Origin of the sequence: Caballeronia sp. ATUFL_M2_KS44, assembly GCF_023630965.1 — a bacterium.
In the GTDB taxonomy this organism is placed as follows: domain Bacteria; phylum Pseudomonadota; class Gammaproteobacteria; order Burkholderiales; family Burkholderiaceae; genus Caballeronia; species Caballeronia concitans.
Genome location: NZ_JALQEA010000039.1, coordinates 318,395 through 343,593, shown reverse-complemented (window position 1 = coordinate 343,593; position 25,199 = coordinate 318,395). Strand labels below are relative to the sequence as shown.

Sequence of the window (25,199 nt, the reverse complement as noted above, 5' to 3'; positions counted from 1 at the left end):
GCGAAACAAGGGGAAATCCGGGAATCCACCGAGAAGAAACCCGGAGTCGGGATCGCCTTGTCTATACAGATGACGCGAGCGTCACAGCATCTTCTCCATGACGAACTGCACGAAGCGCTGGCCGCGCACGGTGACGGCGCGCGCGAGCAGCATCTTGAAGCCGCAGTATTCGAAGAACGGCTGGGCGGTCGCGCTGGCGTACGTGTGCAGAACCTGAATGCCGGCTTCGTCCGCTTCCGCTTCGATGCGCGCGAGCAGCGCGGTCGCCACGCCTTTGCGCTGGTGCTCCGGGTGCACGAACATCATGTCGATGAGCCCGGTGCTTTCCAGATCGGCGAAGCCCGCGAGCTGGCCGTCCGTGAACGCGACCCACGTCGGGCGGTTTGCACGGGCGAGCGCCCATTCGTCGGGGTCGGCTTGCGCCCACACGTCGATCTGTTTCTGGTTGTAATCGGCCGATGCCGTCTCGCGCACCGCGCGCAGAAACAGATCGATGACGCCGTCGAGATCACTCGCCCGGTACGGTCTGATTTCGATAAGCGGGAACTCGGGCATGTATTTCACCATCTTCTTGCGGTCAAGGATAAAGCCGCTGCAGGCGCAGCGAAGCGTGGAGCGTCGAGGACGCGGGAGGCAATTGTAGGGAACATGCGCGGGGCAATCGCCAAAAGGTGTGGCGAAGTCAGCTCGCGGCGGCGACGGTCGCGATGCCGAGCGCCGTCATCACGAGCGACGCGCCCACGTGCGCCGCGATTTCGACGAGCGCCCAGCCGAGCCGTCCCTGTTCGAGATGCGCGACGACTTCCGCGGAAAACGTCGAGAACGTGGACAGGCCGCCCATCAATCCGGTGATGACGAAGAGCCGCCATTCGACCGGGATATCCGGAAAGCGCGCGAAGAAGGCGACCGCCACGCCGATGATGTACCCCGCGACGACGTTCGCCGTGAAGGTGCCGAGCGGCAGGTTCGGAAAGACTGCGTTCAGGCGCAGACCGAGCGCCCATCTGAGCAGCGAACCGAGGCCGCCGCCGATTCCCACGGCGATGATCGACAGGTACATGAATTAAGCTTAGTTATCTGAATGAAAGTGGGCGAGCCGCTCGATGAGCGCATCGCGGCTTTGCTCGACAATCCATCCTTTCTCATGCCGCAGATGCGCCGCCCACGTGCCGTCGCGCCGCGCTTCCCATGAGCCTGCCTCGTGGCCGTCGATGATGAGCGAGCCGCGCATCACGAGATCGGGATCCGCGGGATCGAGCGCGCTGTCGTCGTTGTGTTCGAGCTTCACGTGATGCATGTACGCCGCCTGCGAAAGCCAATATCGGCATTCTAACGATACTTCGGCCTGTCACCGTAACATGAACGACATTGCCGAGAGGCAATTGAGCGTGCGGATCACGTCTTCCGCGCTCGCTGCGTCGAACGCGATCGTGACGGCGTCGATACGTTCCAGCGCCGGCCACTGGCTGAAGAGATCGGCGAGCGCCGTGGTTTGCACGCGCACTTCGCAGCGCGTTTCGATGAGCGTGTCCGGTGCGCGCGGCTTCGTCGCGGGAGACGCAAGCCCCGATTCGACCACTTCCCGCGCCGCGCGGCGAATGGCTTCGCATGCGGCGGCGGGCGTTTCGGTCACGCCGCTCGAATAGCCGTGCGCGGTCTTCACGCACAGAAAGCGCGCGCCGGGAAACGCGGGCAAGGTCTCGCCGCCGAAGACGTCGTCGCCCGTGAGGAGCGCCACGCGCGCGCCGCGTTCCTGCGCGAGCCGGCCGTAGAGCGCCGCTTCGCCGGCCTCTTCGCCATTAATCGTCACGCGCGCGAACGCGAAGCTGTTGATGGTGTGCGCGAGGATGCCGAGGCTCTGCGCCCGCGCGTGATAGCCGATCATGAACACGAGATCCGGCGATGCCTCCAGCCCCGCCATCATGCCGAGCATGCGCGGCTTGCCGAGCACGATCCGCACGCGTGGATCGAGCGCATCGGGCAACAGGTTGCGAAAGCCGCCGTGCGAATCGTTGATCCAGACTTGCGTTGCGCCCGCATCGAAAGCGCCTTGCGCGGCGGCGTTGGCTTCGTGCGTCATCCAGCGGCGCGCCTGTTCGTACTCGGCGTTGCCGGGCCGCGTCTGCTCCGGATGAAAGACGCCCGCGATGCCTTCGATGTCCGTCGAGATGAGCACTTTCATGATTGCGTCTTCAATGCATCCGTTAGCGATATCCGGCGATGACCGTCGCGGCCCGTCACGCTTTCCGCGCTGAAAAGCGCATCGAGAATGGCCTGTTCGATGCTGTCGGCGGCGGCCTGAAACAGCGGATCGATGAACGCGTCGCCGAGCAAGGGCGGCATCGCGATGAACGCGGCGTCATGCGCGATGGTGTATGCGGTCGAGAACGCCAGCGCGATATCGCCGCTGCCGTGTCCATAAACGGAGCCGGTGCGCGCGAGGCCGGCGGCGGCACGCATCGCGAGGCGGCGAAGCTGGCGCGAATCGAGCGGCGCGTCGGTGGCGATCAGCATGATGATCGAGCCTTGTTCGGGCGCGATCTTCGTTTGCTTCGCCGCGTGAAGGCGGCGTCCAATGCAATCGCCCGCGATAGCAAGTTGCGGCAGGCGCCCGAAATTGGCGAGCACGAGCGCACCGGTGGTGTACGTGCGCCCTTCGATATGCGCGACACGCGACGCGGTGCCGATGCCGCCCTTCAGCTCGAAGCACGACATCCCGCGTCCTGCGCCGACCGCGCCGCGTGCGAAGTCCTGCGAACAGGCGGCGAGCGCATCGCGGTAATGCGCTTCTTCGACGGCGAACGCCTGCATGTCGTTCAGATAGCCGTCGTTGCATTCGAAGACGAGCGGATTCACGCTGGGCCAGTCGCGCCCGATCATCGCATTTATTTCGCATGCCGAACTAATCTGCGCATTCGCCACGGTGCCGACGCCGAACGTATTGGTCAGCGCGATAGGCGTTTCGAGCACGCCGAGTTCATCGACCTGAACGAGACCGGTGCTCTTGCCGAAGCCGTTGATCACGCACGACGCGGCGGGCACCTTGTCGCGATACACGTCGCCTTCATGCGGACGCACGACGGTCACGCCGGTCTGCACGTCGCCGTCATTCAACGTGCAATGCCCGACGCTCACGCCCGCGACATCCGCGATACTGCCGCGCGCACCCGCTTCCATCGAGCCGATATGCGGTGCGTGCATCACGGGCGATCGAGCTTCGGATCGAGCGCGTCGCGCAAGCCGTCGCCCAGCAGATTGAACGCGAGCACCGTCAGGAAGATCGCGAGGCTCGGGAAGACGGCGACGTGCGGGGCCATCGTCATGTCGGCGCGCGCTTCGTTGAGCATCGCGCCCCACTCGGGCGTCGGCGGCTGCGCGCCCAGACCCAGGAACGAGAGGCTCGCCGCCGTGATGATCGACGTGCCGATGCGCATCGTGAAGTACACGACCACCGACGATATCGTGCCCGGCAAAATGTGCCGCACGATGATGGTCCAGTCCGACGCGCCGATGCTGCGCGCCGCCTCGATATACGTGAGATGTTTGAGCGCGAGCGTGTTGCCGCGCACGAGCCGCGCGAACGCGGGGATGCTGAAGATGGCGACCGCGAACACCACGTTCACCATGCCGTTGCCGAGAATGGCGACCACGCCGATGGCGAGCAGAATGCCGGGGAACGCGAACAGCACGTCGGATATGCGCATGACGATGCGATCCCACCAGCCTTCGTAATAGCCCGCGAGCAGGCCGAAGAACGTGCCGATGATCGCGCCGATCACGACGCTCACCAGACCCGCCGTCAACGAAATGCGGCTGCCGACGAGAATGCGGCTCAGGATATCGCGGCCCAGCGAATCGACGCCGAACCAGTGCGCAGCCGATGGCCCCGCGTTGAGCGCGTCGTAATCGAAGTAGTTCTCGGGATCGTAAGGCGCGATATACGGCGCGATGATCGCGATCACCACGAGCAGCAGCACGAACACCGCTGCGATCAGCGCGACATGCTGCTGCTTGAACTTGCGCCAGAACTCGGTCCACGGCGTGCGGACTTCCTGCTGCGCGTTCTTCGCGATGGGGGCGGTGACGCTCATGCGGTCCTCACTTGAATCGGATGGTCGGGTTGATGACCGCATACAGCACGTCCACCACCAGATTGATGACGATGAACTCCAGCGAAAACAGCAGCACTTCCGCCTGGATCACCGGATAGTCGCGCATTTCGACGGCATCCACGAGCAGACGTCCGAGCCCCGGCCAGTTGAACACCTTCTCCACGACGATCGAGCCGCCGAGCAGGAAGCCGAACTGCAGGCCCATCATCGTGACGACGGGAATCATCGCGTTGCGCAGACAGTGCTTCACGATGACCATCGGCTCATGCACGCCCTTCGCGCGCGCGGTACGCACGAAGTCTTCGCCCAGCACTTCGACGAACGATGCCCGCGTGAAGCGCGCCATGACGGCGGCCACCGCCGCGCCGAGCGTGAGCGACGGAAGCACATAGCTTTGCCACGTGCCGTCGCCGACGATAGGCAGCCAGCCGAGCTTCACCGAAAAGATCTCGATGAGCAGCATGCCGAGCGCGAACGCCGGAAACGATATGCCCGACACCGCGAGCGTCATGCCGATGCGATCCGGCCATTGGTTGCGCCACACCGCCGACACGATGCCGATCGCCATGCCGAACACCACGGCCCACGCCATGCTGGCGAGCGTGAGCCATAGCGTCGGCATGAAGCGTTCCGCGATTTCCGTGCTGACGGGCCGCTTGCTGCGCGTCGACATGCCGAAGTCGAAATGCACGACCTTGCTGAAGAAGTTCACCAGTTGCTGCGGCAAGGGCTTGTCGAGACCGAGATCGGCACGCACGAGCGCCACCGTCGCTTCGTCCGCTTCGGCGCCCGCGGCAAGCCGCGCGGGATCGCCGGGCAAGAGGTGAACGAACAGAAAGACCAGCACCGCGACGATGAAAAGCGTCGGCAGCAGACCGAGCAGACGTTTCGCGAGAAAGTTGAGCATCGTGTCGGACGGCTATAACGGTTACTTGAGGGCGATTTCGTCGAAATTGAACGAACCGTCGGGCATCACGTACGCGCCGGACAGCCGCTTGCTGCGCGCATAGACCACTTTCTCCGTGACGAGGAAGATCCACGGCGCATCGGCCCAGATGCGCTTTTGCGCGTCGGCATAGAGCGCGGCTTTCTCGGTGCGGTCGGTCGTGGCGAGCGCCTTCTGCAAGTCGGCATCGACGTTATCGTTCTTGTAGTAGGCCGTGTTCGCGAGCTTCGGCGGCATCGACGAACTGCCGAGCAGCGGCGATATCGCCCAGTCCGCTTCGCCTGTCGACGACGACCAGCCGATGTAGTACATGCGCACGGGCGCCGTGGCCGGATCGGGCGCGCTATCGACACGCTGCACGCGCTGCCCCGCTTCGAGCGCCTCGACCGACGCCTTCACGCCCACTTGCGCGAGCTGCTGCTGCACGAACTGGATGATCTTCTGCGCGGTCGTGTAGTTGTAGCCGGACCATAGCGTCGTTTCGAAGCCGTTCGGATAGCCCGCTTCCTTCAGCAACTCGCGCGCCTTCGCCGGATCGTATTTCCACGGACCGAGCTTCGTCGCGTAGTCCACGCCCGGCGGCACGACGCCCTCGGACGGCACCGCGTAGCCCGCGAACGCGACCTTCACGAGCGCTTCCTTGTTGATCGCGTAGTTGAGCGCCTCGCGCACCTTCGGGTTGTCGAAGGGCTTCTGGTTCATGTTCATGCTGATGTAGCGCGCAATGATGGAAGGCGCGGCGATCAGATCGACCTTCGGGCTCGTCTTGAGCGCGGCGGCCTGCTCGAACGGCACCTGGAACGCGAAGTCCGCTTCGCCCGTCTGCATGAGCGCGGCGCGCGTGTTGTTATCGACGACCGGCTTCCAGTCGATCATGTCGATCTTCGGATAGCCCTTCTTCCAGTAGCCCGCGAACTTCTTGACCTTGAGATCGTCGGTCTGTTTCCATTCCACGAACTCGAACGGTCCCGTGCCGACCGGATGAAACGCGATGTCCTTGCCGTACTTCTGAATCGCGGCCGGCGACATCATCACCGCCGACGGATGCGCAAGCACGTTGATGAACGCGGAGAACGGAATCTTCAGCGTGATTTTGACCGTGTACGGATCGATGACTTCGGTCTTGTCGATCTTGTTGAACAGGTTATAGCGCTTGAGCTTGTTCGCCGGATCGATCACGCGATCCAGCGATGCCTTCACCGCTTGCGCATTGAAGTCCGTGCCGTCGTGGAACTTCACGCCCTGGCGAAGATGGATGGTGTAGACCTTCGCGTCGGGACTCGCTTCGTAGCTCGTCGCGAGGACATTCTGGATCTTCATGTCCTTGTCGAAGCCGAAAAGCCCTTGATAGAACGACTTCGCCACGGCTTGCGAGAGCGTGTCGTTGGCATCGTAGGGATCGAGCGTCGTGAAGGTCGAGGCGACCGCCATGACCGCGGTGCTTTGCGCATGCGCGGTCACCGGACCGAGCGCGATGATCGAAGCGACTGCGCTTGCGGCGACGAGCGTGCGCAGGTTGAAGGGACGAGAGGACGGCATCGTGAACTCCTTTGCTTGATTTATGGTTCGCTACGATGTGCTTCTGGAAAACCTAATAGGCGCCGCCGACATGATGTTCGGCGACGTAATGATCCGGCCCGACCGCGACGAGCTTCGCGACGATCGGCTCGTCGCCGAGCTGGCGTATGGGGCTCGGAATCTCATCGGCGGCGAGCATGCGCTTCGCATGACGGCGCGCGGGATCGGCAACGGGCACCGCGCTCATCAGCTTGCGCGTGTACGGATGACGCGGCGCTTCGAACACGGCGGCGCGCGGCCCGATCTCGACGATCTGCCCGAGATACATCACCGCGACGCGATGGCTCACGCGTTCCACCACCGCCATGTCGTGTGAGATGAACAGATACGCGACGCCCAGTTCGCGCTGCAGATCGAGCATGAGATTGACGATCTGCGCGCGCACGGAGACATCGAGCGCGGAGACGGATTCATCGGCGATGACGACCTTCGGATTCAACGCGAGCGCACGCGCAATCGCGATGCGCTGCCGCTGTCCGCCGGAAAACTCATGCGGATAACGCTGCGCGGCTTCCGGCGGCAAGCCGACTTTATCGAGCAGCCAGTCGACGCGCGCCTGCGCTTCCTTTCCGCTCGCGACGCCATGCACGAGCAGCGGCTCCATCACCGAGAATCCGACCGTGAGACGCGGATTCAGCGACGCGAACGGGTCCTGAAAAATGAACTGGATATTGCGGCGCAGAGCCTGCAATTCAGGACCGTGCAACGCGCTGATGTCGCGTCCGTCGAATTCGATGGAACCGCTCTGGCTTTCGACGAGCCTCAACAGCGAACGTCCCGTCGTCGATTTTCCGCAGCCCGATTCGCCGACGAGCGCAAGCGTCTCGCCCTGACGCAAGTCGAAGCTCACGCGTTCGACCGCATGAACCGCGGCGGTCGTGCGCCCGAAAAGCCCTGTTTTCACGGGAAAGCGCGTGACGAGATCGCGCACGCGCAGAATGGGCGGACTGCTTTCGTCGACGGCCGGCTGCACCTGATGCTCCACCGCCGCCGATGGCCGCAGCGCGCTCGCATCGTCGGGCGCGGCATCCACCGGCTCGACTTCGACGATCGGAAACTTCGCGGGACGATCGGTGCCCTGCATCGCGCCGAGCGTCGGCACGGCGGCGAGCAGCGCGCGCGTGTACGGATGTTTCGGCGTCCGAAATACTTCATCGGATGCCGCCTCTTCCACTTTTTGCCCGCGATACATCACGAGCACGCGATCCGCCACTTCGGCAACCACGCCCATGTCGTGCGTGATGAAGATCACACCCATGTTCATTTCATCCTGCAGGCCGCGCACGAGTTGCAGAATCTGCGCCTGAATGGTCACGTCGAGCGCGGTCGTCGGCTCGTCGGCGATCAGGAGTGCGGGCTTGCATGAAAGCGCCATCGCGATCATCACGCGCTGACGCATGCCGCCCGAAAGCTGATGCGGATAGCGCCCGAACACGCGGCGCGCTTCGGGAATGCGCACGAGATCGAGCAGACGCAAGACTTCCTGACGCGCTTCCGAATGGCTCTTGCCCTGATGCAGGGAGATGGCTTCAGCGATCTGATCGCCCACGGTGAAGACCGGATTGAGCGATGTCATCGGCTCCTGAAAGATCATCGCGATGTCCGCGCCGCGCACGGTTCGCATCGTCGCGGACGACGCGCGCGCGAGATCGAGCACGTTGCCATTGCGTCGCCTGAACGCGATGCTGCCCGACGCAATCGCGCCGCCGCCGTGTTCGACGAGGCGCATCAGCGCAAGCGATGTCACCGACTTGCCCGATCCCGATTCGCCGACGATCGCGAGCGTCTCGCCGCGATCCACCGCGAACGAGATGCCGCGCACGGCTTCGACGGTCCGCGAGCGCGAACGGAACGTGACCGACAGATCGCGCACGTCGATCACGCGCGAATCAGGCATGTTGGGCGTCGTGGTCATGAGCGGTAGATCGCCGTGACGGGTTCTTCACCCACGCGCGCGTAGCCGCGATACATGCCCTCCGTATTGAACGGCAGCGTGACGTTGCCCTTCCCATCGACGGCGACGAGACCGCCGCGTCCCTCGATGCGCGGCAGCTTGTTCATCACGACATCGCGCGCGGCGTCTTCAAGCGTCGACCCGCGATACTCCATCTGCGCGGACACGTCGTAAGCGGCGAGCATGCGGATGAACATCTCGCCCGTGCCGGTCGTCGATACGGCGCAGGTCGCATCGTTCGCATAGCAGCCCGCGCCGATCAACGGCGCATCGCCGACGCGCCCGGCCTGTTTGTTCGTGACGCCGCCCGTCGATGTCGCGGCGGCCAGATGACCGTTCGCATCGAGCGCGACGGCGCCTACCGTGCCGAACTTCTTCGTCGGATCGATGACATCGTCTTCGCCCGCCGCCTGCGACGCCGCATCGTGATCCAGCAGCGTGCGCGACGTGCCGCGCGCCTTCAGCCATTGCTGATAGCGCGCATCGGTATGAAAGTACGACGGCTCCACGAAATCGAGTCCATGTTCCAGCGCGAACGCTTCCGCGCCTTCACCGGTGAACATCACGTGCTCGCTCACGTCCAGCACGCGGCGCGCGGTCAGCACCGGGTTCCTCAGGCGCGTCACGCAGCTGATCGCGCCGGCGTCGAGCGTGGCGCCGTCCATGATCGATGCGTCGAGTTCATGCGTGCCCGCCGCCGTGAACACCGCGCCGTGGCCCGCGTTGAAAAACGGACAGTTTTCGAGCAGGCGCACGGCTTCGGTGACGGCATCGAGCGCGCTGCCGCCATCGGCGAGAATGCGTTCGCCCGCGCGCAGCACGTCGGCCAGCGCCGCGTGATAGCGCGCTTCGGTCTCGGGGTTCATGGCCGAGCGCAGGATGGTGCCCGCGCCGCCGTGAATGGCGATGACTGGAATGGCGCTCATGTTTCGCGCGGCTCCGTTTGAAGTTGTCGTTTGGAAGATGCGCTCGCGCCATGCACGACGGACGGCGCGGCAAGCCACGGCAGCACGAATTCCGCGAGCCCGGACGCCGCTTCGACCGATCGTTTCGCGCGATGCGCAACCGCGTCGCACAGCGCTTCGATGACCGCGAGCACGGCCGTATCGCAATTCGCGGCGAGCCGGCGTTCGGCGCGGATCGTGAGCACGAGATCCGCGATGCGCACGAGCGGCGACGCGGCGCTGTCGGTCAGCGCGACGACGCGCACGCCATGTTCGCGAGCCTGTCGCGCGAGCGTGATGGTGTCGTCGACATAACGCGGGAACGCAATCGCGACGAGCAGATCGTCGCGCGTCGCGGTGAAGAGCCGCCGCGCCGCGTGCGACGGGCCGCCGCCCAGCGCCAGCGACTGCACGTTCGCGCAATACGGCGTGAGGCCGTGCTCCATCAAGCCCGCGAGAAACGCGCTCGCGCCGTAGCCGAGCACGAACACGCGCTGCGCCTTGAGAATGGCGTCGACGAGCGCGTCGGCCTTCGCGGCATCGACCGATGTCTGCGCAAGCCGCACGTTCGACGCCGCCTGATCCAGCGACGCCTCGAACACCTGTGCGCCGTTCGCGGGCGTCTGAACCGACGAGCGCAGCCGTTCGACCGGCGCGATGGTCGCTTCGAAGCCGCGCACGAGCGCATCGCGAAACGCCGGATAGCCGGAGAAGCCGAGCGCCCGCGCGAAGCGGTTCGCGCTCGCGATCGACGCGCCGACCGCGGCGGCGAATTCGTCGATGCGCATCGTCGCCGAGCGAAACAGATTGGCCGTCACGAACGCGCCCATGCGCTGATGAATCGGCGTGAGCATCGGCATGGCGGCGGCGATGCGCGCCGAAATCGATTCATCGGCGCTGATCGGCGGGAGGACCGGGGAACGGCGGGACATGATGCGGCGGCACGCTCATCGGAAGTCGCAATGAAAGCATGTTTACCCAAAACCGCCGCCGAAAAAAATTCATTTTCATCGAACTGGGGTTTTCGATAAGGCCGCGCGCCCCGCCGATTCCTCGCCGCACGTTCATGCACAATACGGGACGCATCGTTTTCCGCGCTCACATTCACGCATGAACTTCGACTTTCTTCCCGACGCCGTTTCGCAACATCTTCCCACGCAGCCGTGGGCGCAATTCATCGTGGGACTGGCCGCGCTCGTCATCGTCGCGGAGTTCGTGCAGTGGATCATCGCGCGCGTGCTGCTTCGTTTCGCGCACCGGCTGCTCGTGCTCGCCGGGCATTCGGCGTGGGATCAGGCGTTCATCCGGCATCGCGCGTATCACCGGCTCTGGTACGCGGCGCCGTTTGCCGTGGTCGCGCTCGGCATCGGAGAAGTGCCGCATATCGGGCGATGGGCCGTTCCGATCGAACGCATTGCGCACGGCGCCGCGTGGATCTGCGTGTTTCTCGCGACGGGCAGCGCGCTTTCGGCCTGGCAGGACGTCTATGCCGCGAGCAAGGAAGCGCAGACGCGATCGATCAAGGGCTATATCCAGATCGGCAAGCTCGCGCTCGCGCTGGTGTGCGGCGTGCTGGTGCTGTCGATCCTCATCGACCGCTCGCCGCTCTGGATGCTCTCCGGCTTAGGCGCGCTGTCCGCCGTGCTGCTGCTCGTGTTCAAGGACACGCTGCTGTCGCTCGTCGCGAGCACGCAGCTCACGTCGAACGACATGCTGCGCATCGGCGACTGGATCGAGATGCCGCAAGCGCTCGCCGATGGCGCGGTGAAGGACATCGCACTGCATACGGTCAAGGTGCAGAACTGGGACAACACCATCACGACGGTGCCCACGTACAAGCTCTTTTCGGAGAGCTATCGCAACTATCGGCACATGTTCGAATCGGGCGGAAGGCGCATTAAAAGGACGATGCGCATCGACGCGCAATGCGTGCGCTTTCTCACCGATGAAGAGACCGAGCGCATGCTGCGCTTTCGCCTGCTGCACGATTATCTCCAGCAGAAGCAGACCGAAGTGGAACAGGCGAACCGCAATCTCGGCGAACTGGCCGCCGAGCCGGCGAACCGCCGGCGGCTGACGAACATCGGCACGTTCCGCGCGTACGGGCTCGCGTATCTGCAGCATCATCCGGAGATACGGCAGGACATGGCGATCATGGTTCGCATGCTGGAGCCGGATTCGCAAGGCATTCCGATCGAGGTCTACTGCTTCACCGCGACGACCGCGTGGACGCAATACGAGCGCATTCAGGGCGACGTGTTCGATCATCTGCTGTCCATTCTTCCCGAAATGGGCCTGCGGCTTTATCAGGCGCCTTCGGGCACGGACTTCTCGGGCGTCGCCGGACGGCTGCGCGGCGAAATGCCGACGCTCTGATTTCCACGCGGAAGAATCAGGCAAGAATCGTCGATTTTTGTGTATTCACGGATGCCGGTCCGGTCCCTACGATGATGTCATCGCCGGTGCGCCCTGCGCATCGCCAGTCATCGGGAACAAGGAAAACTCATCGTGATCGATCGCGTCCATGCCATGCGTGTCTTTACGCGTGTCGTCGATACGAACAGCTTCACGCGCGCCGCCGAGTCGCTCGGCATGCCGCGCGCGAGTGTTTCGACGACCGTGCAACAACTCGAAGCGCTCGTCGGCGTGCAACTGCTCGCACGCACGACGCGGCGTCTCAATCTCACCGTCGACGGCGCCGCCTACTACGAGCGCTGCGCGCAGATCCTCGCCGACATCGACGAGCTCGACTCCGGCTTCGCCGCGGGCGAAGAGCGGCTGCGCGGACGGCTGCGCGTCGAGATGCCGGATGCGGTCGCGACGTCGATCGTCGTGCCCGCGCTGCCGAAGTTCCATGCGCGGTATCCGCAGATCGAGCTGTCGATCGGTATCGGCATGCGTAACGTCGATCTCGTCGGCGAAGGCGTGGATTGCAGCGTGCAGCTCGGCGAACTGCCGGATTCCGGGCTGATCGCGCGGCGGCTCGGCATGCTCGAACAGGTCACGTGCGCGAGTCCCGCGTATCTGGACAAACACGGCACGCCCGCGAGTCTCGACGAGCTTGCGCGGCACGTCGCGGTGAACTGCCTGCCGGAGAAAAGCGGCCGCCCCGCCGACTTCGAATTCGACGTGAACGGCAAGCCCTACACGATGAGCATGCGCGGCTTCGTGCAGGTCGCCGACGAGCACGCGTATCTGGCGTGCGGTCTGGAAGGTCTCGGGCTGATTCAGCCGCTGCGGATCGCGGCGCAGCCGTACTTGCGTTCGGGGCAGTTACGGGAGGTGCTGCCGGAGTGGAAATCGCCGCCGCTGAAGGTGTCGGTCGCGTTCCTGAAGAGCCGGCAGGCGACACCGCGCGTTTCGGCTTTCGTCGACTGGCTCGCGGCGCTTTTCGAGCGTTCGCAGCAAGTCGACGATACGCTCACGAGCCTGTACCGCGCGGCGCGGCGGCGTTCCGACGACCAGCGCTCGGAAGAAACCGCCGGCGCGTGACGCGTCTAGCCGTCTAGCGGACGGGCGTGGCCGCGTCCTCGCCCACCACCGTGTTCCATTTGCGCACTTCCCAGCGTTCGACGAGCTTGTTCGTCACGTACGGATCGGCTTTCGCGAACGCCTCGGCGGCGGCGGGAGAATCGCCCTCGAAGAGCAGCATCGCGCGATCGGCGGGGCTATCCAGCGCGCCCGCGAGCACGATATCGCCGCGTTCGACGGCGTTCCACGCCAGCTTCAGATGTTCGTCGCGGAATTGCGCCCGGCGCTCCAGATAGTCGGAAGCCAGTTCGTAGATCAATAAATAGTGCATTTCCATCTCCGTGTTGGTGCGCTGTTTGTTTCGCTGCTTCTTTCGCGCTTGCATCGGCCGAATGGCTATCCGAGTGTTTCTTGCCGTTTTTCATGGCAATTCTCAGAGCCCTTCGGAACCGTCTGATCGTCAATCGTTACAGAATCGCACATGATGCGCAGGTACCCGAATCTGGACCTTCCCATGCATCGCGATCAACCTCCCTGCAATACCTGCACGAAGCACGATTGCCGCACGTGCGCCTGGACGTCGCCGCTCGACGCATCGTATCGCAGGTTCGTTCCGCCACGCTCCGTGGTGTCGCTCGCGGAACGCCCGGCCTGCAGCGCAGAGCGCCACGTCGAGCCGTGCTGGCTCGCGGCCGCCGCCCGGCGCTTCGCCCGGCTGTTCTCGGATTCTTCGCGCCCGCACTGAAACGGCCGCTGTCAAGCGCGCGCCGCGCCATCCTCGATCGAGTGGCGCGCAGACGGCACTTGTGTAAAGAAATATGCACGCGTCTTTTCAGGATACCTGCACATATAGAATGCACGCGTCATTGCGCCCGCGTCTGGCGTCACAGTAAAAGGATAGCAGTCGATGAGTATCAATCTGGTTCACGCGGTCAAGCTCGCGATCTCGAGCGAGATCGCGGAACAGCTGTCGCAGAAGTTCGGCATTCCCGCGCAGATCGTGCAGCAACTGGCCGCGCGGGCGGCTCCCGGGCTGGTGGCGTCGATCATGGATCGCTCGGCAATCGCCGACGGCGCGCGGTCCGTGTATTCCGTCATCATGTCGCCCGAGGCGAACGCGTTCGTCGTCGAACAATTGGGGAACGTCATCACGACGACGGCCGGCCTCAAGCATCTCGAATCCTCCGGTCATTCGCTCGCCGCGCGCGCCACCGGTCAGCGCATCGACGCGCTGACGGACGCCGTGTCGGCGGAAACCGGCGTGCCCGTCCAGGCGACGTCGGCGCTCTCGGGCATGCTGGCCGCCGTGCTGTTCGGCATTCTCAAGCATCACTTTCTGCTTGCGCAGGCGACGGTGTTCAATCTGCCGGGCGTGTTGCGCGACCAGATCGGCGAGATGCGCGCTTCGCTCTCGCATGGCATCGCGGGCGCGCTCGGACTCGGCAACGTCGATGGTTTCCTGAGCAGCATCGGGGCGCGGCTCGACTCCGTCGGTTCCATGCTGGAAGCGCCGGAAGAGGCTGCTGTCGCGGCTTCTCCGGCTGCCGCCGTCGGCGGATATGCGCAGGCGAACGTGCCGCAACGTGTCGCTCCGGTCATGCCGCCGCCCGCTATTCAGCCTGTGCCGGCTGTGGCCGCGCAAACACCCATGCGCGCGCGTCCGCGCCAACCCGCCGCCAAGCGTTCGAACAAATGGGTCTGGCTGCTGTTCGCGGCGCTCGCGGCCATCCTCGCGCTCGTCTATTACCGCGGCTTCACGCACAAGGACAGCGTCGATCTCAATTCGAGCGTCAGCACGCCGCTCGCGACTGTCGGCCAGGCGGCGCCGGTTGCGGGTTTCAATGACGGCGCATCGGCGCCTGTCCAGGCTTCCGCGCCCGCTTCGGCCTCGAGCATCGAACCGGCATCGAGCGCCGCGCCGGCCTCATCGGCTGCAACGACGGCATCGACCGCGGACTGGAAAGATGCGCGTCTCGTGTTCAACGTCAGCGAGGGCGGCGTTCCCTCCGTGCAGGCGACTGTCGGCACGGACGCCGAAAAGCAGCAGTTGATCGACGCGCTCAACCGCCGTTTCAGCAACGGCTATAGCGCGAACGTTTCGGTGATTCCCGCGACGCGTCCGGCCACGTGGCTTTCGCGTCTGAAGGACCTCACGCCGCTGATGGCGGTGCCGGGTGCCGAAGCGAAACTGACCGGCTCGAAGGTGGAACTGAGCGGCGCCGCCGCCGACGCGAAGCTCGGCTGGACCGAGCGCCTGAAGAACGCGCTCGGCGGCATGTTCCAGGTCAGTTCCTTCGATGTGGACAACGCCGTCGCCAGCGCAACGCAGTCGTTTCGCGGCGCGATGAAGTCGCTGCTCGCCTCCGACGACGCCTGCTCCGGCGACAAGCTCACGAAGGTGCTGGACCTGCAGGTGGTCAACTTCGCGCGTTCGAGCGCCACGGTGCCGCAAGGCGCCTACGCGACGCTCGGCGAAACCGCGCAACTGCTGAAGAACTGCGCGGCGAAGGGCTCGATGGTGAAGCTCGATGTCGCCGGCTATTCGGACGGCACCGGCACCGCGCCGGCCAAGATGGAAATGTCGAAGGAGCGCGCCTCGGCCGTTCGGGCCTTCCTGGTGAAGAACGGCGTGCCGCCCGAGTCGCTCACGGCAACGGGTTATGGCGACGCCAACCCGGTCGCCGACAATGAAACCGAGAGCGGACGTTTTGCGAATCGTCGAATCGAATTCGTCGTGAAATAAAGCGGCTGATTTACTCGCCAGAAAGAAATGCCGTCGCGTTTTTGCGCGACGGCATTTCTATTTGCACGACGCTCGCCTTTAAAGCGTCAATTGGGCTTGGCGAAGTCGTTCTCGGCCCATCGCTCGGCGCTCGCCTTCGTGAGCTTGAACGCGGGCGACACGCGCACATGCGCGAGCTGCGCGCCGAACGGATCGAAGGCCTTGAGGTCGGCGTAGGGATCGTCGTCGTCCGGAACGATGTCCAGCGTCACCGTGATGTCGTCGCCGCCCACGTCGATCGTCACGTTCTTGTGCAACATCGCGTGGCGCTGCTGCTCATGACGTCGCAAAACCTCGGATGCCGTCTTCACCAGCGTGCGGAACGCGGCGGAATCGAGCGGCTTGGGGTTCTTCTTGTCGCGGCCCATGGTCCACGGGCCGACGAGCGCGGGTTCGGCCTCGCCCGCCTGAATCATCTCGACGGCCCAGCCGTCGTCGTCCTCGTTCTTGATCACGCGAGCGGTCCAGCCGTCATCGCGCCAGAGGCGGTCTTCGTGGATGGCGTCGTCGGTCGAGGGGAATTCTGAGTCGGTCATAGCGTTGCAGTGCTTGTTCTGCGATGTGAAGCAATGCAACGGATTCTACCTTGCTGATCGCGCGTGGCACTCCACGTGCTAGAACGCCTGGCCGAACGGCCTACCCTGCGCGCAGGCTCGAGTGTCATACCCAAAGCGGGCCGCTCGTGCTACTTTGAAACTGCCGGAAGTCGCTCCGGCAGCAATCGCCAATAAGCAGCAAACCTAGTCAAGGAGCAACCGCATGCTTGCATTCATCGGTACTTTGATCGTCGGACTTGTCGTCGGTCTGATCGCGCGCGCCATCAAGCCGGGCGACGACAGCATGGGCTGGATCATGACCATCGTGCTCGGCATCGCTGGCTCGCTGATCGCGGGTTACGTCGGCCGCGCGCTCGGCTGGTATCAGCCGGGGCAGCCAGCGGGATGGATCGCGTCGGTCGTCGGCGCGATCATCCTCCTCGTCATCTATGGAATGGTGCGCGGCCGCCGCGCTTAACGTAACGTAACGCTGCGTCGTGCTGGCGAGGCGTCGTGTTCGCGTCATCGCTCCATCGACGGCAACACGACTTCCTCGCCGCTTCGCACGATGCGATTCGGCAGCACGCCGCCCAGCCAATAGGCGAGTTCGGCGGGGCGATCGATTCGCCATGCGACGAAATCCGCCGCCTTGCCCGCTTCGAGCGATCCGTGCGTCTCGCGCAAGCCGAGCGCTCGTGCCGCGTGAATCGTGACGCCGGCGAGCGCTTCTTCCGGCGTCAGGCGAAAGAGCGTGCAGCCCATGTTGAGCATCATGCGCAGCGAAAGCGCCGGCGACGTGCCGGGGTTCAGGTCGCTTGCAAGCGCGATCGGAACGCCATGCCGGCGCAGCAGATCGACAGGCGGCGCTTGCGTTTCGCGCAACATGTAGAACGCGCCGGGCAGCAGCACGGCGACAGTGCCGGCTTGCGCCATCGCGATGGCGTCGTCTTCCGTCATATATTCGAGATGATCCGCCGACAACGCGCCATACCGCGCCGCCAGCGCCGATCCATGCAGCGACGACAACTGTTCCGCGTGCAGCTTGACCGGCAGCCCAAATTCGCGCGCAGTCCGAAACACCTGCTCGACCTGTTGCGGCGAGAACGCGAGGTGCTCGCAGAAGGCATCGACGGCGTCGACGAGATTTTCTTCGACGAGCGCCGGCAATATCCGCTCGCAAACATGCGCGATGTAATCGTCCGCGCGGCCCGCGAATTCGGGCGGCAGCGCGTGCGCCGCGAGGCACGTCGTGCGCACGGTCAGCGGCAACGCGTCGGCAAGACGCCGCGCCACGCGCAGCGTCTTGCGCTCGTTCTCGATATCCAGCCCGTAGCCCGATTTCACTTCCAGCGCGGTCACGCCTTCGCGCATCAAGCCGATGGCGCGCGCCTTCGCCGTTTCGAACAACGCGTCCTCGCTCGCCTCGCGCGTGGCCCGCACGGTGCTCGCGATACCGCCGCCGCGCGCCGCGATTTCCGCGTAGCTCGCGCCTTGCAGACGCGCCTCGAACTCGCCGCTGCGATCGCCGCCGAAGACGAGATGCGTGTGGCAATCGATCAGGCCGGGCGTCACCCAGGCACCGTTCAGGTCGATGCGCTCGCCGTCGAAACGAAGCGGCGCATCGGCGCGCGGCCCGATCCACTCGATACGCGCGCCGTCCGTCACGATCGCCGCGTCCTCGACGATCGAGTACTGGCCGCCTGTCATCGTGGCGGCGTGGCAGTGGTGCCAGAGCTTTTTCATCGCGTGATCATCGGCAGGTCGAGGCCCTGTTCGCGCGCGCAGTCGACGGCGATGTCGTAGCCCGCATCGGCATGGCGCATGACGCCGGTGGCCGGGTCGTTGTGCAGCACGCGGGCGATGCGCGCGTCGGCTTCGCGGCTGCCATCGCACACGATGACCACGCCCGCGTGCTGCGAAAAGCCCATGCCGACGCCGCCGCCGTGATGAATCGACACCCACGTCGCGCCGCTCGCCGTGTTGAGCAGCGCGTTCAGCAGCGGCCAGTCCGAGACGGCGTCGGAGCCGTCCTTCATCGCTTCCGTTTCGCGATTCGGACTCGCGACGGAACCCGAATCCAGATGATCGCGGCCGATCACGACGGGCGCCGACAACTCGCCGTTGCGCACCATCTCGTTGAACGCGAGGCCGAGCTTCGCGCGCTGCCCGAGCCCGACCCAGCAAATGCGCGCGGGCAGCCCCTGAAACTGGATGCGCTCGCGCGCCATGTCGAGCCAGCGATGCAGATGCGCGTCATCCGCGATCAGTTCCTTCACTTTGGCGTCGGTCTTGTAGATGTCGTCCGGATTGCCCGACAACGCCGCCCAGCGGAACGGCCCGACGCCACGGCAAAAGAGCGGCCGGATATACGCGGGCACGAAGCCGGGGAAGTCGAACGCGTTGTCGACGCCCTCTTCCTTCGCCATCTGGCGGATATTGTTGCCGTAATCGAACGTCGGCACGCCTTGTTCGCGAAAAGCGAGCATCGCGCGGACGTGCGCGGCCATCGACTGCTTCGCGGCTTTCACCGTTCCCGCCGGATCGCTCTGCGCGCGGTCGCGATATTGCGCCCATGTCCAGCCTTTCGGCAGATAGCCGTTGAGCGGATCGTGCGCGCTCGTCTGGTCGGTGACCATGTCCGGGCGCACGCCGCGCCTCACCAGTTCGGGCAACACGTCCGCCGCGTTGGCGCACAGCGCGACCGAAACCGCGCGTCCCGTCGACGTATGGCGCGTAATGCGCGCGAGGGCGTCGTCGAGATCGCTGGCTTGTTCGTCGACGTAACGCGTTTTCAGCCGGAAGTCGATGCGGCTCTGCTGGCATTCGATATTCAGCGAGCACGCGCCCGCCAGCGTCGCGGCGAGCGGCTGTGCGCCGCCCATGCCGCCGAGCCCGGCGGTCAGCACCCAGCGCCCTTTCAGATCGCCGCCGTAATGCTGCCGCCCCGCTTCGACGAACGTCTCATACGTGCCCTGCACGATGCCCTGACTGCCGATATAGATCCAGCTTCCGGCGGTCATCTGGCCGTACATCGCGAGGCCTTTGGCGTCGAGTTCGTTGAAGTGCTCCCAGTTCGCCCAGTGCGGCACGAGGTTCGAATTGGCGATCAGCACGCGCGGCGCGTTTTCGTGCGTTCGGAAGACGCCGACCGGCTTGCCCGACTGGATCAGCAGCGTCTCGTCGGCTTCCAGGCGCTTGAGCGTTTCGACGATCTTGTCGTAGCACGCCCAGTCGCGCGCCGCGCGCCCGATGCCGCCGTAGACGACGAGTTCGTTCGGATTCTCGGCGACGTCCGGATCGAGATTGTTCATCAGCATGCGCAGCGGCGCTTCGGTCAGCCAGCTTTTTGCGTTCAGCTGATTGCCGCGCGGCGCGCGAATCTCGGTATCGCGAAAACGGGAAGATGAAGTCACGGTGGCTCCTGCGCATCGGTTCGTGGAATGCGCCCCATGTTCTTGTATATACAAGTCGCGTTGTATTGGGGAATTCCCGAGGCTCGTCGCGCTGCACGCTGACGAGCGTCACCGCATCTTGTCTAGACATGACGCGCTTTATTTTTCCGCTTTTTTGGCCGGTTAATTTCTCGGCAGACCTTTCGACACCCCGAGCCACATGAGCACACTGGAAGCCCTGCACGCCATCGTCAACGACGAGACCTCGCCGCAAATCATCCGCGATCACGTCGTCGATGCGCTTCAATACGCGCTGCGCAACCATCCCGGCTATTTCACGCGCAAGGAGATTCAATGGCTCGCGCAATGGGACGACGCGCGCCTTCCCATCGCGGCGGGAAAAATCCTGAACGGGATGAACGCAGCGTAAGCCGCTGTCGAACGGACGAGCGTCAGCGCCGCGTCACGCGCGGGCGCGCCGCTCGAAATCGACCGCGATAGCCGGCGCGGGATCCGACAGAGACTGGACGAAGCTCGCCACGTCGGGATCGCTCACGAAGCTCGCGGCCGAGCGCGCCGCGAAAATCGCCGAGCTGTCCTGCGGGCGCGCGATCACGAAGCCCTGAACGTGATCCACGCCGATTTCCCGCAGCGCGCGCAGCGTGTCGGCGTCCTCGACCCATTCCGCCACGCTTTGCATGCCGAGATTGCGTGCCAGCGCGACGATCGCTTCGACAATCGCGATATTCGCCGGATGCGTGCACATCGAGCGCACGAATTCGCCGTCGATCTTGAGCGCATCGGCGGAAAGCGCCTTCAGATACTTGAACGACGTGTAGCCCGCGCCGAAGTCGTCGAGCGCGATCTTGCCGCCCATCTCGTGCACGCGCGCGATGAAGCGCTGCGTATTTTCGAGATCGTGCAGCGCGACGCTTTCCGTGATTTCCAGACACAGATACGGCACGACCGACCGATGCCGCGCGAAGAGCGCGAAGATGTCCTCCATGAACTGCTCGTCGTTGAGCGAGCCGCCCGAGAGGTTGACGCAGACGAACTGCGTGTTGCGCAACTGATCGCGATGCGCCTCGATCCATTCGAGCAGCGTCGAAATCACCCAGCGGTCGATGGTCGCGATATTGCCCGATTCCTCCGCCGCGACGATCACCTTGCCGGCGGGCAGCGTCGTGCCGTCGGGCGCGCGCATGCGCAACAGCACTTCGAAATTGAGCGATTCGTTCGGCTTCTTGAGCGACATGATCGGCTGCATCACGAGAAAAAGCCCCGCAGGCAGCCGATTCCCGCCGAGCGTCTCGACGAGCCTCAGTTCTTCCGCGCGCTCTTCGAACGCGGCCGCGCCCTTGCGATACGTGACGAGGTGCGTGTGCGCGACCTTCTTCGCCTCGCGACACGCGCGATCCGCATGCGAAAGCGCATCGGCGACGCGCACGCCCGGCGAGCACTCGACGAGCCCGATCGACGCCTTCACCTGGAACGCGCGGCTGCCGACCTGATACGGCGCATCGCTCAGAATGGAGATCAGCTCGCGGCATTGCGCGATGGCGTCGTCGATCGGCGTGTCGTTCATCACGCAGACGAACTCGTCGCCGCCGATGCGCCCGACCGGATAGTTGCGCGCGAAGTGTGCACGCGTGCGCGCCGCGACCTGGCGCAGCACTTCGTCGCCGGCGCGGTGGCCGAAGAGATCGTTGACGAGCTTGAAGCGGTCGAGGTCCACATACGCGAGCGCCCACGGCAGCGCTTCCTCGCTCTGCAACGCGATCGTCTTCTCCACGCCGCGCCGGTTCAGCGAGCCGGTCAGCGGGTCGTGCTCGGCAAGAAAGCGCAGCCGCTCGACCGCTTTCGAGCGCTCGGTCGTGTCCTGCAGCGAGCCTTCGATCCATCCGTTCGAGCGGATCGCCTTCAACAGATAACGGCGCTCGCCGGTGCCGCGCTCCACCGAGCCGCTCATTTCCAGCTCGCCGTCGCTGCCCTTCGACGCCAGCGCCTCCAACGCGCCCCACGCGCCGGCTTCGAAGTAATCGTGCCAATGGCGCAGTTTGTACTCGGACTTTTGCAGATCCAGCATCGCGCGCAAGGCGGGATTGGCGCGCACGAAGTGGCCGTCTTCGTCGAGCGTGAAGAGGCCGATGGGTGTCACCTCGTACGTGTTGCGCAGTTCCATCTGCGCCTGACGGCGGAAGTCGCGTTCGGCGCGCATCTGTTCGGCGATCGCGAACGCGGCCATCATGCTCGACGACAACGCGGCCATCACCGTGTTGACGCCGCCGAGCAGCGCCTTCACGCCGAACGCCGCGCCGAGCACTTCCGAGAACGTGGCGAACAGCACCACGGTCAGCGAGCCGACGTACCAGAGCACCGTGCGCGAGCGCGTGATCCAGACGAGCCGCGCGAGAAAGAACAGCAGCACGCAGATGCCGAAACCGGCGATAACCCACAGCGTCGGAATGAAAAGCGCGTAAGGCAAGACGAGCGCCGCCGCCAGCAGCACGATGCCGACGTACTGAACGACGCGCAGCAGCCATCGGTAACCGACGACGCGAAGCTCGCGCCGAAACAGATGCGTGAAGAGCGCAGCCGTCAGCAGATAGTAGACGGCGAACGTGATCTGCCGCAGCGGCAGCAGGAATTCCGACGGCAGCACGCGGCCGAGCCATTGCATGTCCCAGCCCATCGCGTTCGCGCACAGGCGCAGATTGCCGACGAGCCACACCGCGAAAATCACGTACGTCCATTCCCGATTGATGATCGCCGTGACGAACACGAAGACGGCGAGCGTCAGCAGGCCGCCCGCGATCAGCCCGGAGCTTTCCTGAAAGTCGAGCGCGGATCGGCGCAGGCCCTGCCAGTCCCACGCGAGCACGGTCACCTGCGCCGGACCGGAAAACGTGCCGCGGCAGAGCATGGTTTCGGGCCCCGCCAGGTGCCCGGCCTGCACGAAGAAACCGGCTTTCACCGGATGCATCGCGCCGCTCGCGCCGTCGCGGTCGGCGCTGCCGATCGGCTTCAAAGTGGCTGCATCCCAGCAAGCAACCGTTTGCGCGTGACGCGACGGTAATTCGATCGCGGTCGACAGATCGCCCCCCAGACGGGGCGCGGTGAAGATGAACCAGATGGGCTTTTCGGAGAGCCGCGTGCCGTAGCTCGCGACGGGCGACGCGCCGCGCAGTTTTTCGAGCGCATCGGCGGGACGCAGGCGGTCGCCGGCATCGACGATCACGCGCAGTTGAAGCGGCACGGCGCCGTGCGATTCGTACTGGCGCGGCAGGAAATAGAGCGTGGCGAGGGTGCCGATCGCGATCAGGACGGGCACGGCGTAGACGGCGACCGCGTACAGGGCGTCGTCGATCCACGAGCCGGATCGTCTGAATCTGGATAAGGAAGCTGGAATCACCGACGCCATTTGTGGACAACCCCCGTTCACGTCGCCAGCTTCTGTTGCGCCAGCGCAGGACGGCAGCGATGCGGAGCGCGCCCCGCCATCGCTGCGTTTGGCCGACCGGACCGCGCCGGGGTCCGGCTTATTTGCTATTCGCTTATGTGGTGCTTGCTTGGTGCCTGGGTGTTGCTAGTCCGGAACGGCGGTGGTCAACAACCGTAAGCCATCAGCGGAGCCTCTGGGCATCCTACCGGTTCCCAGGCAAAAGATAAATCTGGACATTCCACATCGATGTCCGGATGGTGCGTATGCACCATGTAGTTCAGCAACGGATGACGCGCGTCCGCCCAGCGCTCGCGCGCGACGGCGACTTCCTTCGCCAGCACGCGATGCGGCAGGCCGCCCACATGCGGCATCGGGCGGAATTCGTGCGGGCCGAAGACGTCTTCGAAGAGCATCGCTTCGTATTCGCGGTCGAGCGGCGCGCGCGCGGTGATCACCATCCAGTCGATCCCGCGCAACTCGCAAAAGCGCCACAGCGCCTTGCAGAGCGCCACTTTCACGACGCGCCCGACCACGCCGCCCGCCACGCCCAGCCGCGTGGCTTCCGCGAGCCGGCTCCCAGCGAGGCGAGGCGGCAGCGTGACCGACTGCTCGACCGCCAGCGGCCCGCAGACGTTGGTCTGAATGCGCAGCGTGCCGAGCGGCGCGCCGTCGAGCTTGGATTCGGCGAGCAGCACGACCGTGCCGGCGTCGCGATCGCAATGCTCGACCGACATGCTTTCGGCGAAATCGGGCAGGTGCCGCGCATACGCGGAACGTCTGATGGTGAGGGCTTTGCGCAGCCCGGCTTCGTCGCGGACGATGCGAACGGTGAACGGCATCCACTCGGTCTTCGAAAACGCGGGCACCACCTTGAGCGTTGCACGAAGCGCCGTATCGTCGTGGTGAGCGGCGGCGTTCGCGGCAAGGTTCAGACGTTCCATTTTTGAGACCCCATGTTTTTCTTGGCGATTGGGAAAGCCGCGCGACGGTGAGGCAGGCAGGAACGGCCCGCCGCGCGGCGTGTCGAGCCTCTTGCGAAGCCGATCGACGGTGTGCCCGCCAGCCGCGCGTCCGGCGGTTTTCTGCCCGAAACGCCGGGAGAAAGCGCCTGATCGGCGAAAGACTTGCCGGTAGGCACGCGTTCGAAGACGCATTTGCCGTACGGAAATGTGCGTGCGCGATAGAGGACGACGGACAACGACGAGCAGACCGCCACGAATCAGGCCAGAGGCATTTTCAAGAATAGCGGGCCGCGACGCGTTCTCAAATATTTCTTAAGCGGCTGAATAAACGACGATCCCGCCGCGCGTCAACGTTTGCGCATCGCAGAATCGGCGAAAGCGGGTTGAATGGACGGAGCGCCGGTCCCGCGCGCCAAAACGAAAGCGCGGAAGCGAGCCATTCGGCCCGCTTCCGCGCTTCGCGTGCTGCGGCATCGACCGCGGCCGTTGGGTTGTCAGTCTTCTTCGTCGAGCCAGGGAATGTCGACGTCCGTGATGAACGCGACCATCGCGAGCGGCCGGCCTTCCTGCCGCCCGATGTTGCCGTCCGCGCGCTGCCATTCGCAGCGAAAAATGGTGCCGGGCGTGTCGGCGAGCAGCGTGACGGTGCGGATTTCGTCCGGATCGTTGTCCTCCACCGGGCCGTCGAGCGACACGAGCAGTTGCTGCGGCCAGGCGCCGTCGGCGGGATCGTAGATCTTGTCGCCGTCATGGATGACCACGTGCGCCTCGACGCCGATCGTCGACGACGCCTCGACGATCATCTTGCCGAGCGCCCGCAGCACCGCCGTGGCGCGGCCCGAGTTGGCCTGACGGATCGCGAGATCGCCGCGCGTCAGCGCCTGCTCGAGTTTGGGATTGGTTTTCTGTTGCGCCATCGATGTCTCTCTTGAGGTTCAATGCAGGTCCGACGAGCCGCGCGCGGCTAAGTTGCATCGCGATCGTATCATCGCCTCCTAATAATAGGACGCAGTCTGGCGCACGTTGCGCCCGGCGACACGCACTCAAGTTTGCTGACGGCAGGCCGATAAACGGATCATC

The 25,199-nt window shown here is 64.7% G+C and carries 24 protein-coding genes; 5 read left to right on the top strand and 19 right to left on the bottom strand.

Annotation, left to right across the window (positions count from 1 at the left end):
- Window positions 1–81 precede the first annotated feature (81 nt).
- From NCR39_RS16925 to NCR39_RS16875, 11 genes are all read right to left on the bottom strand, one after another.
- Window positions 82–555, bottom strand: a complete 474-nt coding sequence (locus tag NCR39_RS16925) for a GNAT family N-acetyltransferase (RefSeq protein WP_250453229.1) — start codon at window positions 553–555, stop codon at window positions 82–84.
- Between the two features lie 127 nt (window positions 556–682).
- Complete coding sequence (crcB, locus tag NCR39_RS16920; RefSeq protein WP_250453228.1) at window positions 683–1,060, bottom strand: fluoride efflux transporter CrcB; 378 nt, start codon at window positions 1,058–1,060, stop codon at window positions 683–685.
- Window positions 1,061–1,069: 9 nt separating this feature from the next.
- On the bottom strand, window positions 1,070–1,297 hold the full coding sequence (locus NCR39_RS16915) for a hypothetical protein (RefSeq protein ID WP_250453227.1): 228 nt from the start codon (window positions 1,295–1,297) through the stop codon (window positions 1,070–1,072).
- Window positions 1,298–1,348: 51 nt separating this feature from the next.
- A complete protein-coding gene (locus tag NCR39_RS16910; protein ID WP_250453226.1) occupies window positions 1,349–2,182 on the bottom strand; it encodes a M55 family metallopeptidase in 834 nt (277 codons plus the stop codon).
- Window positions 2,179–3,201 (bottom strand): DmpA family aminopeptidase, encoded by a 1,023-nt coding sequence (locus NCR39_RS16905; protein ID WP_250453225.1) that lies wholly within the window; start codon window positions 3,199–3,201, stop codon window positions 2,179–2,181. The genes NCR39_RS16910 and NCR39_RS16905 overlap by 4 nt, the downstream gene beginning before the upstream one ends.
- On the bottom strand, window positions 3,201–4,091 hold the full coding sequence (gene gsiD, locus NCR39_RS16900) for a glutathione ABC transporter permease GsiD (RefSeq protein WP_250453224.1): 891 nt from the start codon (window positions 4,089–4,091) through the stop codon (window positions 3,201–3,203). Before gsiD ends, NCR39_RS16905 begins: the two co-directional genes overlap by 1 nt.
- A gap of 7 nt (window positions 4,092–4,098) precedes the next feature.
- Window positions 4,099–5,019 (bottom strand): glutathione ABC transporter permease GsiC, encoded by a 921-nt coding sequence (gene gsiC / locus NCR39_RS16895; RefSeq protein ID WP_250453223.1) that lies wholly within the window; start codon window positions 5,017–5,019, stop codon window positions 4,099–4,101.
- 21 nt (window positions 5,020–5,040) lie between these two features.
- Window positions 5,041–6,597 carry a glutathione ABC transporter substrate-binding protein GsiB gene (gene gsiB, locus NCR39_RS16890; protein ID WP_250453222.1) on the bottom strand — a complete coding sequence of 519 codons (1,557 nt, stop codon included), beginning with the start codon at window positions 6,595–6,597 and terminating at the stop codon, window positions 5,041–5,043.
- Window positions 6,598–6,649: 52 nt separating this feature from the next.
- Entirely contained in the window at window positions 6,650–8,551 is a 1,902-nt protein-coding gene (locus NCR39_RS16885) for a dipeptide ABC transporter ATP-binding protein (protein ID WP_250453221.1), read from the bottom strand.
- Window positions 8,548–9,516 carry an isoaspartyl peptidase/L-asparaginase family protein gene (locus tag NCR39_RS16880; RefSeq protein ID WP_250453220.1) on the bottom strand — a complete coding sequence of 323 codons (969 nt, stop codon included), beginning with the start codon at window positions 9,514–9,516 and terminating at the stop codon, window positions 8,548–8,550. The genes NCR39_RS16885 and NCR39_RS16880 overlap by 4 nt, the downstream gene beginning before the upstream one ends.
- Window positions 9,513–10,466: a MurR/RpiR family transcriptional regulator gene (locus NCR39_RS16875; protein ID WP_250453219.1), complete on the bottom strand. Its 954-nt coding sequence runs from the start codon at window positions 10,464–10,466 to the stop codon at window positions 9,513–9,515. The genes NCR39_RS16880 and NCR39_RS16875 overlap by 4 nt, the downstream gene beginning before the upstream one ends.
- A 178-nt stretch (window positions 10,467–10,644) precedes the next feature.
- On the opposite strand from NCR39_RS16875, the gene NCR39_RS16870 reads away from it, so the two are divergent.
- Together NCR39_RS16870 and NCR39_RS16865 are read left to right on the top strand one after the other, a co-directional pair.
- Window positions 10,645–11,910, top strand: a complete 1,266-nt coding sequence (locus NCR39_RS16870; protein WP_250453218.1) for a mechanosensitive ion channel family protein — start codon at window positions 10,645–10,647, stop codon at window positions 11,908–11,910.
- A 132-nt stretch (window positions 11,911–12,042) separates the two neighbouring features.
- Window positions 12,043–13,026, top strand: coding sequence for a LysR family transcriptional regulator (locus NCR39_RS16865; protein ID WP_250453217.1), 984 nt, complete (start codon window positions 12,043–12,045; stop codon window positions 13,024–13,026).
- A gap of 13 nt (window positions 13,027–13,039) precedes the next feature.
- Here NCR39_RS16865 and NCR39_RS16860 read toward each other — a convergent pair whose 3' ends face one another.
- Window positions 13,040–13,336 carry a YciI-like protein gene (locus NCR39_RS16860; RefSeq protein ID WP_250453216.1) on the bottom strand — a complete coding sequence of 99 codons (297 nt, stop codon included), beginning with the start codon at window positions 13,334–13,336 and terminating at the stop codon, window positions 13,040–13,042.
- Between the two features lie 576 nt (window positions 13,337–13,912).
- Here NCR39_RS16860 and NCR39_RS16855 point away from each other — a divergent pair.
- Window positions 13,913–15,748, top strand: a complete 1,836-nt coding sequence (locus NCR39_RS16855) for an OmpA family protein (protein ID WP_250453215.1) — start codon at window positions 13,913–13,915, stop codon at window positions 15,746–15,748.
- An 86-nt stretch (window positions 15,749–15,834) separates the two neighbouring features.
- Here NCR39_RS16855 and NCR39_RS16850 read toward each other — a convergent pair whose 3' ends face one another.
- Window positions 15,835–16,323, bottom strand: a complete 489-nt coding sequence (locus NCR39_RS16850; RefSeq protein WP_250453214.1) for a hypothetical protein — start codon at window positions 16,321–16,323, stop codon at window positions 15,835–15,837.
- 223 nt (window positions 16,324–16,546) lie between these two features.
- Here NCR39_RS16850 and NCR39_RS16845 point away from each other — a divergent pair, with 223 nt between their 5' ends.
- Entirely contained in the window at window positions 16,547–16,801 is a 255-nt protein-coding gene (locus tag NCR39_RS16845) for a GlsB/YeaQ/YmgE family stress response membrane protein (protein ID WP_040052043.1), read from the top strand.
- A gap of 44 nt (window positions 16,802–16,845) precedes the next feature.
- On the opposite strand, the gene hutI is transcribed toward NCR39_RS16845, so the two are convergent.
- Together hutI and hutU are read right to left on the bottom strand one after the other, a co-directional pair.
- A complete protein-coding gene (gene hutI, locus NCR39_RS16840; protein WP_250453213.1) occupies window positions 16,846–18,066 on the bottom strand; it encodes an imidazolonepropionase in 1,221 nt (406 codons plus the stop codon).
- A complete protein-coding gene (gene hutU, locus NCR39_RS16835; protein ID WP_250453212.1) occupies window positions 18,063–19,736 on the bottom strand; it encodes a urocanate hydratase in 1,674 nt (557 codons plus the stop codon). The genes hutI and hutU overlap by 4 nt, the downstream gene beginning before the upstream one ends.
- 199 nt (window positions 19,737–19,935) lie before the next feature.
- On the opposite strand from hutU, the gene NCR39_RS16830 reads away from it, so the two are divergent.
- Entirely contained in the window at window positions 19,936–20,145 is a 210-nt protein-coding gene (locus NCR39_RS16830) for a hypothetical protein (RefSeq protein ID WP_250453211.1), read from the top strand.
- Between the two features lie 33 nt (window positions 20,146–20,178).
- Here the strand turns inward: NCR39_RS16830 and NCR39_RS16825 are convergent, their stop codons facing one another.
- From NCR39_RS16825 to NCR39_RS16810, 4 genes are all read right to left on the bottom strand, one after another.
- Complete coding sequence (locus NCR39_RS16825; protein WP_250453210.1) at window positions 20,179–23,136, bottom strand: EAL domain-containing protein; 2,958 nt, start codon at window positions 23,134–23,136, stop codon at window positions 20,179–20,181.
- A 185-nt stretch (window positions 23,137–23,321) separates the two neighbouring features.
- A complete protein-coding gene (locus NCR39_RS16820; protein ID WP_250453209.1) occupies window positions 23,322–24,098 on the bottom strand; it encodes an N-acyl amino acid synthase FeeM domain-containing protein in 777 nt (258 codons plus the stop codon).
- Window positions 24,086–24,355: a hypothetical protein gene (locus tag NCR39_RS16815; RefSeq protein ID WP_250453208.1), complete on the bottom strand. Its 270-nt coding sequence runs from the start codon at window positions 24,353–24,355 to the stop codon at window positions 24,086–24,088. Before NCR39_RS16815 ends, NCR39_RS16820 begins: the two co-directional genes overlap by 13 nt.
- A 258-nt stretch (window positions 24,356–24,613) precedes the next feature.
- Window positions 24,614–25,036, bottom strand: coding sequence for a hypothetical protein (locus NCR39_RS16810; RefSeq protein WP_040052037.1), 423 nt, complete (start codon window positions 25,034–25,036; stop codon window positions 24,614–24,616).
- Window positions 25,037–25,199 lie beyond the last annotated feature (163 nt).

Coding starts and splice junctions, on each gene's coding strand:
- NCR39_RS16925 (WP_250453229.1), bottom strand. CDS start 555: ATGCCCGAGTTCCCGCTTATCGAAATCAGACCGTACCGGGCGAGTGAT.
- crcB (WP_250453228.1), bottom strand. CDS start 1,060: ATGTACCTGTCGATCATCGCCGTGGGAATCGGCGGCGGCCTCGGTTCG.
- NCR39_RS16915 (WP_250453227.1), bottom strand. CDS start 1,297: ATGCATCACGTGAAGCTCGAACACAACGACGACAGCGCGCTCGATCCC.
- NCR39_RS16910 (WP_250453226.1), bottom strand. CDS start 2,182: ATGAAAGTGCTCATCTCGACGGACATCGAAGGCATCGCGGGCGTCTTT.
- NCR39_RS16905 (WP_250453225.1), bottom strand. CDS start 3,201: ATGCACGCACCGCATATCGGCTCGATGGAAGCGGGTGCGCGCGGCAGT.
- gsiD (WP_250453224.1), bottom strand. CDS start 4,091: ATGAGCGTCACCGCCCCCATCGCGAAGAACGCGCAGCAGGAAGTCCGC.
- gsiC (WP_250453223.1), bottom strand. CDS start 5,019: ATGCTCAACTTTCTCGCGAAACGTCTGCTCGGTCTGCTGCCGACGCTT.
- gsiB (WP_250453222.1), bottom strand. CDS start 6,597: ATGCCGTCCTCTCGTCCCTTCAACCTGCGCACGCTCGTCGCCGCAAGC.
- NCR39_RS16885 (WP_250453221.1), bottom strand. CDS start 8,551: ATGACCACGACGCCCAACATGCCTGATTCGCGCGTGATCGACGTGCGC.
- NCR39_RS16880 (WP_250453220.1), bottom strand. CDS start 9,516: ATGAGCGCCATTCCAGTCATCGCCATTCACGGCGGCGCGGGCACCATC.
- NCR39_RS16875 (WP_250453219.1), bottom strand. CDS start 10,466: ATGTCCCGCCGTTCCCCGGTCCTCCCGCCGATCAGCGCCGATGAATCG.
- NCR39_RS16870 (WP_250453218.1), top strand. CDS start 10,645: ATGAACTTCGACTTTCTTCCCGACGCCGTTTCGCAACATCTTCCCACG.
- NCR39_RS16860 (WP_250453216.1), bottom strand. CDS start 13,336: ATGCACTATTTATTGATCTACGAACTGGCTTCCGACTATCTGGAGCGC.
- NCR39_RS16855 (WP_250453215.1), top strand. CDS start 13,913: ATGAGTATCAATCTGGTTCACGCGGTCAAGCTCGCGATCTCGAGCGAG.
- NCR39_RS16850 (WP_250453214.1), bottom strand. CDS start 16,323: ATGACCGACTCAGAATTCCCCTCGACCGACGACGCCATCCACGAAGAC.
- NCR39_RS16845 (WP_040052043.1), top strand. CDS start 16,547: ATGCTTGCATTCATCGGTACTTTGATCGTCGGACTTGTCGTCGGTCTG.
- hutI (WP_250453213.1), bottom strand. CDS start 18,066: ATGAAAAAGCTCTGGCACCACTGCCACGCCGCCACGATGACAGGCGGC.
- NCR39_RS16830 (WP_250453211.1), top strand. CDS start 19,936: ATGAGCACACTGGAAGCCCTGCACGCCATCGTCAACGACGAGACCTCG.
- NCR39_RS16825 (WP_250453210.1), bottom strand. CDS start 23,136: ATGGCGTCGGTGATTCCAGCTTCCTTATCCAGATTCAGACGATCCGGC.
- NCR39_RS16820 (WP_250453209.1), bottom strand. CDS start 24,098: ATGGAACGTCTGAACCTTGCCGCGAACGCCGCCGCTCACCACGACGAT.
- NCR39_RS16810 (WP_040052037.1), bottom strand. CDS start 25,036: ATGGCGCAACAGAAAACCAATCCCAAACTCGAGCAGGCGCTGACGCGC.